This is a genomic window from Methylobacterium adhaesivum (assembly GCF_022179065.1).
Classification (GTDB): domain Bacteria; phylum Pseudomonadota; class Alphaproteobacteria; order Rhizobiales; family Beijerinckiaceae; genus Methylobacterium; species Methylobacterium adhaesivum.
The window spans coordinates 1-6,660 of sequence record NZ_BPQD01000023.1 but is presented as its reverse complement, the minus strand read 5'-3'; the positions used below and the strand labels follow the sequence as shown (position 1 = coordinate 6,660).

The 6,660-nt window shown below is 63.4% G+C and carries 4 protein-coding genes; all 4 read right to left on the bottom strand.

From position 1 onward, the window contains the following. Nucleotides 1-5 precede the first annotated feature (5 nt). A complete protein-coding gene (locus MFF01_RS16040; protein WP_238226999.1) occupies nt 6-1,103 on the bottom strand; it encodes a UvrD-helicase domain-containing protein in 1,098 nt (365 codons plus the stop codon). A 2-nt stretch (nt 1,104-1,105) separates the two neighbouring features. After that, nucleotides 1,106-3,073, bottom strand: a complete 1,968-nt coding sequence (locus MFF01_RS16035) for an ATP-dependent nuclease (RefSeq protein ID WP_238226997.1) — start codon at nt 3,071-3,073, stop codon at nt 1,106-1,108. Between the two features lie 166 nt (nt 3,074-3,239). Next, a complete protein-coding gene (locus MFF01_RS16030) occupies nt 3,240-3,884 on the bottom strand; it encodes a hypothetical protein (protein WP_238226995.1) in 645 nt (214 codons plus the stop codon). A 23-nt stretch (nt 3,885-3,907) separates the two neighbouring features. Continuing rightward, a partial coding sequence (locus MFF01_RS16025; protein ID WP_238226993.1) for an HsdM family class I SAM-dependent methyltransferase occupies nt 3,908-6,660 on the bottom strand: 2,753 nt, incomplete at its 5' end.

Genomic DNA, 6,660 nt, shown 5'->3' with positions numbered 1-6,660 from the left:
ACTTTTCAGGAGGCAGGCCAGGCGCGGGTGGCCATGTCGTTGGCGATCCATTGCGCCAGGTGGGTGGCTTCCGCCGCCTTGGTCTGGCTGGACCAGACCTGAGCCACGTCGCCATCGACTTGGCGCGCTGTCTGAGCGACCGTTGGGACGGTGTTCGGATCCAGAGCGCGCGCGACGACGTGCTGGATAGCGACCAAGTCGGGCGAGGAACGAAAGTTAAAGAGGAGGGGGAAGCGGGCTCCCCCGAAATCGGCCTGCAGCCGCTGAAAGGCGTCCTGGCGCGCGCCAGCGAAGACCATGATCCGCTGCTTGTCGTCACCGACGCCGGTGATGACGGTCTGTCCGCCAAAGAAGGCCGACAGCAGGAAGTCGTATTGCGCGTAAGTTGTGTCCTGGAATTCATCGACGAAAACGAAGGGATAGGTGGCGACAAGCGCCCGACGGATGTGGGGATTGGCCCGGAGCAGCAGCTCCTCGAGCCGGTTGATGCCGACGAAGGTAAGTGCAGAGGGCTGGCCTGGCCGTAGTTGCGTTGCCCACCAGCGGGCGATGGCGAACTCGGCGGCGTTCTGGGGCGCGATAGGTCCCATGGGCAGGCGATAGCTGCCGACGATCTTGGGTTCAAAGTCGCTCGCGCTGTAGCCGGCGATTTCCGCCTGCCATTCCGGCGGCGCACTGAGCCGGGCGAGAGTGAGGAAGCCTTCTATCGCCTTGCGCTTTGGGAAGGAGATTTCGTAGGGCCGGGTCGGGCGCCAGTCGGCGGGGATGGCGTTGAGAAAGCGATCGACTAGGCTCTTGGTAAAGGCGTCGAAGGTGACCGACACGAACCGGTTGGCGAACTCTGGTGGGCACCGCTGGCGGACGCGCGACGCGAGATTGTTGGCTGCATCTGTTTTGAACGAAATCGCCAGCACGCGGTGCGGCGCTCGGCATAGGCCCGTCTCAAGCAGATAGTCGGCGCGTTGGGCTAGAAACTCAGTCTTGCCGGCGCCGGGGCCAGCGACCACGCACGCCGAGCCGGCGTGGCGCAGGGCATTCCACGCCGCCGGTTCGAGATCGTTAATGCCGCGTGGGCGCCAGTCCTCTGGCCGAATAAGGCGCATGGTCAGGCACCCGCGGGCGGCGGCGGGGTGAGACGAGCGACAATTGAGGTCAGGAGTGCGCGCAGTTCTTCGGGAGCGGCGGCTGCGAGGGCAGCCGGGTCTTGTGCACTCAACACCCGAACGTGGGTGCTGGGCTTGCCGCGCCCCAGGAACAGATACCGATACCAGCGCATCAAACCGTCCTGGTCGGCAGCGTACAGGTGAGGCAGGCCGTCGTCGCCGAGAACCGCCGTGCGTGGCTCCCCTGCAGGCGAAGGCCCCTGGCGGCCGGGTTCGACGATCTGATAGGCGAGCGGGAGAGCCTTCAGCATCGAGTAGTCGAGGTCGAGGGGCGTGCAGAAGAAGACATTGAACTGGCGCAGCCAATTCATCCAGTTTGTGATATTCGCAGTGTCCTCGATCGGCAGAGCATCGAAAGCCGCCAGATTGGCGGCTGGCCCTTGGGGGTTAAGATGCTGTCCGAAGATGGCCTGTGGCGTGACGTTGTTTGCGAGCAGTTGCGTGCAGGCCGTTTTGATACGTCCCCACCCACCCCCAGAACGACCCCAGTCGAGATCTAGCAAGGTGGCGTAGGGGATGTCGAGATCGGTCAGCAGTCGCCAGAGGTGGTTCACATGCCGACCGCCCAGCGGAACGACCGCGACAAAGGATCGATCGATGTCTAGCCCCATCGACTCGGCGAAACGGGGAAGAACGACCTCCTCGGACGCACCTTCTCCCAGCACGACGAAGCGCGCGAAATAGAGTTCGGGATAGGTCCGCACGGCCTCGCGAATGAATTTCGATGCCTCTTCCTCGCCGACGGGGAGGTTGATCGGGCGGATGCGGGCCGTCCGATCGTGCGGATCGAGCCGGAAGTGCCGGACCTGCGTCGGATCCACCCGGGCGAGGATGCTTGGGGAATGGCTGGAGACAACGGCCTGCGCCTGCGGCGACTTCGTCAGGTCCTGTATCTGCCGGACGATGCGGGAGAGATAGAAGGGAGCGAGATTGTTCTCGGGCTCTTCGATCGCGATGAGCGTGAGCGCCGGTAACGGTACGCCGCCGGCCTGGAAACCGGCCCCAGCAGGATCGGCGACGATCCCGGCTTCAACGTCCAGTGTCGCCGCGGTCATCGCCAAATGGAAGAGCGACCTCTGGCCGTCGCTCAGGTCATCGAGGGCTCGCTCCCGGCCGACCTCATCGGGGCGGAAGACCACCTCTACCTTGCGGATGAAATGCTCAAAACGCAGATCGAGCGGGCGGAAGACCGGCGTCGTGTCGGTCCCGGCTGTGTAAACTTCCTGCCACCGCCGCGTCACCGCTGCGGCAATCACATCGACGGCCGGCTCCCCGGCGAAAGCGCCGTTCAAGGCGGCGCCGGCGTTTGTGAACGTGTCGCGGACACCCTGCGACCAGTTGATGGCGCGCCACAGCCTGCCGCGCAGAAAGGCCGTCACCTGGGAGGCACCGTCCCGCGTCGCCGGCACGTAGATCATTTGGATCCGCGCCCGGTCGGCGGCCTTCAGCTCGGTGCAATCAGCGTCGGTGAACGCCCCGAAAGTCCGGACCGCCAAGTATTTCTGTTCAATCGCACCATCGAGCGAACCGTCATCGGTCCAGGTCGCTTCGAGACGCAGGCGGCATTTCAGCTTGCCCGCCTCGTCAGCGGCCATCTGGTGGAAGAATTCCGGAATTGCCGCGCCGCCGGCACCGTCGGCGTCCAGTTCCGGAAATGCAATGATTGCCTCTAGGACGAAGTTTCGCTGGAGCGGCGCGACAAGCTCGGCGGAAGGGACATGGAAATCTTGGCGCCGTAGGCGTCGCTGATCGCCGGTCACGCCGAAGAGGCGTTGCAGGGCCTGCATCAGGGCCGTCTTCCCCGCACCATTGACGCCGACAAACGTAGTGAGGCCGGAGGTGAGGTCGACGCTTGTCGCTTCAGGTCCGAAGCAGCGGAAATTCGTCAGACTGAGCCGCTCAATAAACATGTTTCCGCCTCCCCTTATCGGCGGCTCATCGCGTCAAGTTTCCCTTGATCAGCCGCCGCCACCGTCCATGATCTCGCCACCTATACTTCATGGATCAGTATAAATCGCGCTTGGGACAAAACTTCTGATAAAATCGCCATCGATTGGCGATAGCCAAGACTACGACTTAGGATCCGGCGGTCAGCCCGAGCAAAGCGTGGTGGATCGCGATGGCTGGTCGCTCAACCGTTCTGGCATGTTCGGATCGCCAGAATGCCGGATGTTCGACGACTGGAGAAAGCACGATCTGTTCGTCGGCCCGCTTCACGCGCCCCAAATACGCGTTTACGCCCGCCGCTGCCGACAGCGCATCGCCGCCGAGCAGATACCCCGCCATGAAGCCGGAGGCATGGTTTTCCGCGTATTTGCCCGAACGGAACCGATCAACGCCTTCGACCACATACTCGCGGCAAAGGTAGGTGTCGCTTCCATCCAGGCGCTTGCATTCGATGATCGCGTGAGGATCGTGCTCAGCGTGGCGTAGGAAAACTTCTACGACATACAGGGGAATGTCTGTTCGACCGTCGGGTGTCTTGACATCGGGGGTAGAGCGCGACTCCATGCCGAGCGCCACGATGAAGGACTTTCCCCACGCCAGCATTCCGGACGTCAGAGCCTGGCGCATTCCGTCTCGCAGCCGCTCGGTCATGACGACCTCGCCCTCTAAGGCCGTCTTCCCATCTATGGCCGCCAAAGCCCAGCCCTCCCGCACCGTTACCAGAATCGCGGCGACCACCTCATCGGCTAGGGCGATATATTCGCGCCCGACCACGCCTTGGGACTCATGGGGGATCCTCAATGTCGGCGCCCCGCAAAGCTCTCGGCGATCACCGCGTCTGCGTCCTCAAGCGCCACGCTCTCCAGCCAGTGGCGACGAGCCGCAGGCTTGATGATCACGACCTCGTTGCGACCATGGACCCGCAGTTCGCGCTGACCGGTGAGTGCGCTGGTGAGAGGCACCTTCATTCGGTCCTCGAGCCGTCCGAAGACGGCTGCGAGACTTCCGTCAGGCGAAACGATCTCGATCTCCGGGACCTTGGCGCCATCCTCCGAGACGAACCGGACGATCCTCATGGCCTCAGTGCCACGCAGGTCGAACACCTCTGCCCGGACGCTTCGCTGGCGACGAGCCGAAAGCCACCGGTCCAGCACCGCCGAGAAGGTCCGGGCATAGGCCGCGACACCCTCGCTCGCTTCCGCCGGTATCATGGAGTCGGAAAGCCCCGCATTCCATTGCCATCCGGCCTTGAGGAGCCCGTCTCTCACCACTATCCGGTCATCGGCATCGAGGCCGTAGAGGTCGAAGACAGCCTCGTCGAGCGCGATCCAATCTTCTGCGTTCGGAGCCCGAGTTCGGAATTGCTGCTCAAGCGCATAGATCTTTCGACCGGCATCTGAACCCGCGATCAGGTTGAGATCCGGTGTGGGCAGCAGCGCCACGTCCTGTCGGAAGAGACGCCGTTTGTAGAGGCCGAACTCTCCGGCGGTCATGAGGAAGAACCAAGCCGCCAAGGCTGAGCCCAAGACTCCGGCGAGGATATGGGCTGCTTCGCGATGGGACGCGGGGAAGGGTGCGCCAAAGAAGGCTTCGGCGAAGACGAGGTCGCGATCGGCGACCGCGGTCAACGGCCTTGGCCCTCCGGGCAGAAACTCCTTCACCAGCAGCAGTGGTGCCGTATACAGCGCCCGATCCCGGGGCCGCTCGGCGTTTGTCAGCCCGAATGCAGGAAGCCGCTCCGGCACTTGGAACGGCGACAAGTCGTCCTTCTGCAGATACTCGAGCGACACGAGCGCGCTCGCATCACCGCTGCGGTTGCCCAGAATCAAGCCGTCCCCGATCACGGTCCCCAGATCCCTCAGCCGCTCGCCGAGCGCCCGATGAGCGTCGGTAAGCTCGTCCACGAGGCGCAGGTCCCTACGTCGCCCGAAAGCGGCCGTCTTGAGGCGGGTGGGTCTCGCCTCCCAGTCGTCCAACGAAAGACGGACGATGTCGCTGGGTGCGATTTCAAAAGTATGGGAACGCGGACCAGCGGGCGACCATGGGACCTGAACGATGGTCAGGGTCTCGGTGGGCTGGGGCCGATGCCGGGCGAAAAGGACCATAGCCGGCATCGCCGCGCCTTCGAACAGCCAAGATCGCAGGTTCGACAGATTGACGAGGGTCACGGGGCCTAGCTCCCGGACCACGTGGCGTGCCGCCGCGCCGCCTGTCTTGCTGGCGCTGAAAAACGGTGTGGCGCTGAGAACCATGCCGAAGCGCGTCTGTGCATTCGCGAATTCGGCGGCCCGCATAAGGAAGTCGAGGCCAACGCCGCGCGGTTGAGCGGGAAGGGTTCCGCTGCCCTTGCGGCGATCGGCCGTGCCAGCTTTACCCTTGAAGCTCCAAGGCGGGTTGCCGACGATGACGTCGAACGACTTCAGGCCGTCATCTTCGATGAGATGTTCGGCCCCTGCGTCTGTCTTCTCAATGGCCCTAGCGTCGCCAACGAATAGCGTTCGGCCGATCAGGGGCTCGAACGTCAGTCCTTCTGGAGGCTGCGGATCGGGATCAAGTTCTAGCGCGGCTAGATATAGGCTGAAAGCGGCGACCCGGATCGCAGCTTCGCTGATGTCGACCCCGTAAATCTGAGTATAGAGCGCCTTACGGATGACCGCACGCGTGGCTGGCGTCTTCAGGCGCTTCAAATGAGTCAACCGCCGAAATGCCTCGACAAGAAACACGCCCGATCCACACGTCAGGTCGAGCACGGTCTGCTCGCCGTCGAGGCCGTCCATCACCTCGTCAAGGATCAAGGAGACCACTGGCAGGCGGGTATAGTAGACACCTGCTCGGGTGGCTTCCGTCGACCGCGCGCGTCCGGCGACGGGCGCAGCGCCCGAGTGGGCGAACTGTTCGTAAATCGAACTGATCAACTCTACCGGGATGACGTCGAACTGATACGGGAAGAAGGTGGTCTGTCCGCTGATCGGATCGACGGCGTCCAGAAAGTTCGCGACTCGGGAAAGATGCTCTGGCGCCGGCGGGGCCGCCGAGTACGGCGGGAACATGTCGCCGTTGAAGGTCTTGGACAGCCACTGGAACAGTCGGCTGGTAGCCTGCCGGTCGCGCAGCGCGGCCGACAGACGCATCGTGCCGCAAAGACTGTTCATCCGGTCTGCGGTGATGATGTCGCGATCAAGCAGATACTGGGTGAAGATTGCCCGGCCGATCAGCGCCTGGGCCTCGTCGCGGACGAGGTTCGCCGACACTAGGTCACGTTCGAGGACGGCTAGATCCGCCAGCAGTTGTTGATCGACCGCGGTCTTGCGATCCACCTGCTTCGTTTTGGTCCAGAACTGCCCGGTCTCCATGGCGAAGCGGCCAGCGAGCGCATCGAGTTCCTTCAGTCCGGATGCGATCGTAAGGAAGGTTGCGAGACGGTTCTGGGCCGGATCGGCCTCCGGCCGGGGGCGACCGAAGCCGTTATAGAGATCGATGCGATCCGGCGACACGATCCAGAGTAGGGGCGCGAAACCCTCATTCCAGATCTGGCCTGCCTCCTGAAAAG

Coding starts and splice junctions, on each gene's coding strand:
- MFF01_RS16040 (WP_238226999.1), bottom strand. CDS start 1,103: ATGCGCCTTATTCGGCCAGAGGACTGGCGCCCACGCGGCATTAACGAT.
- MFF01_RS16035 (WP_238226997.1), bottom strand. CDS start 3,073: ATGTTTATTGAGCGGCTCAGTCTGACGAATTTCCGCTGCTTCGGACCT.